The sequence below is a fragment of the Synechococcus sp. R6-7 genome, assembly GCF_047461695.1.
In the GTDB taxonomy this organism is placed as follows: Bacteria; Cyanobacteriota; Cyanobacteriia; order Thermostichales; family Thermostichaceae; genus Thermostichus.
Genome location: NZ_JANSHS010000108.1, coordinates 1 through 1500 on the forward strand (window position 1 = coordinate 1; position 1500 = coordinate 1500).

The 1500-nt window shown below is 61.7% G+C and carries 2 protein-coding genes; one reads left to right on the top strand and one right to left on the bottom strand.

Annotated features, from left to right (window positions below; genetic code table 11):
- Window positions 1–957: sulfatase (locus NW815_RS03870; RefSeq protein WP_414415730.1), on the top strand; the 957-nt coding region annotated here is incomplete at its 5' end.
- A 12-nt stretch (window positions 958–969) separates the two neighbouring features.
- Here NW815_RS03870 and NW815_RS03875 read toward each other — a convergent pair.
- A complete protein-coding gene (locus NW815_RS03875; protein WP_414343673.1) occupies window positions 970–1464 on the bottom strand; it encodes a DUF3531 family protein in 495 nt (164 codons plus the stop codon).
- Between the last annotated feature and the right edge of the window lie 36 nt (window positions 1465–1500).

A 1500-nucleotide genomic window follows, 5' to 3' on the forward strand; every position in this document is an offset into this window, starting at 1 on the left:
CCCTATTTCAAAAGCAACCGCGAGGCCCGCGACTTTTTGCGCCAATACAACGCCCAGCCCTACCGCTGGATGGCGCCCCTGCCGCAGCCCCTTTCTCCACTGCAAGCGCAGGTGCTGCGGGATATCTACGATGCTGAGGTGGCCTACCAAGATCACCTACTGGGATCCGTCTTCGACACCCTGCGCCACACCGGCCTGGAGCAGAACACGCTGGTGGCCATCGTCGCCGATCACGGCGAAGGCCTGGGAGAACACGACTTCGTCGGCCACGCCTTTGTGGTCTACGAAGAGCTGATCCGCGTGCCCCTCATCCTGCGCTATCCCGGCCACTTCCCGGCAGGAAAACGCATTGCCACCCCCGTTTCCACCCGCCGCCTCTTCCATACCCTCCTGGAAGCTGCCGGCTTTAGCCCCAACCTTTCCCCCAACGGTGCCCCCTGTGTCAGCCTCAAGCTCCGCCGCGAGGTCGCCCGCCTCAGCTTGGCCCGCACCTTGGCAGGGGAAGATCCCGAGCAGGGAACAGTGCTCAGCGAAGCCTTCCCGCCCCACCTCCTCATTCGGGCTATGGAAAGCCGTAACGACAGCCTGCTGCGGGCGCGTGCCTGTTACGACATCCGCCGTGCCCTCTATGAGGGGATGACCAAGCTCATCCAAACGGGGGATCGTCCCAGCCTCTACAACTTGGAGCAGGATCCGGCGGAGCTGCGGGATCTGCTTTGGGTCGGCAACGGGGATCCTGTCTCCTCTCTCCCTGATGCTGATCCGCAACGCTGTCACGACGGGTCGGCGGTGGAGACCGGCTGGCCCCAGGCTTGGCTGGCTCGCCTACAGCATGGGCTGAGAGCCTGGGTGAGCTGGGCAGAGTCCCGGCGGCCTAGCACGGCTCCTCGCAAGGTGAATGTGGAAAGCGATGCCGACTTGGTGCGGCAGATGCAAGAGCTGGGCTACTTGGAGTAGGCAGGGATCCCGCTATTCCAGCCCTCCTTCCTCCTCCCTGTGATCCCGCACATAGCCGTTTAGATCGTAGTCATCCATGTCATCCATCTCCTCCGGATCCGCCGTTGGCCAATCCTCATTTTGCCCGCCGATAATCACGCGGCTGAGGCCGATGTATTCCAGGCTGAGGGTGCGCAGGGCGTTGATCAACACATCCAGCGCCATCGCATCGGCGGTGCCCAGATCAAACCAGCAGCGGGCCCAGTTGTCCTTCTCTTCCAGGGATCCCATGTTGTGCATCAGGGAAGGCAAGGGATCCGATTCGTTGGGATACTCCAGATAGCTCAGATCCACCTCGGCCTCTTGGGCCACCAGACGCTCGGCGTTAAATCCCCCCAGTTTGCCCAACACGTACCACGACTCCAGCACCTCGTTGAGGTACTCCAGCTCAGCTTCGACCGGCGGCTCGGCAAACTCAAACCAGATCCACAGATTTCCCGGATCGCACTCGCGAAACTCCACTTGCATGGACAGTTCCTGATACATTTACGCTGAACACTGCTG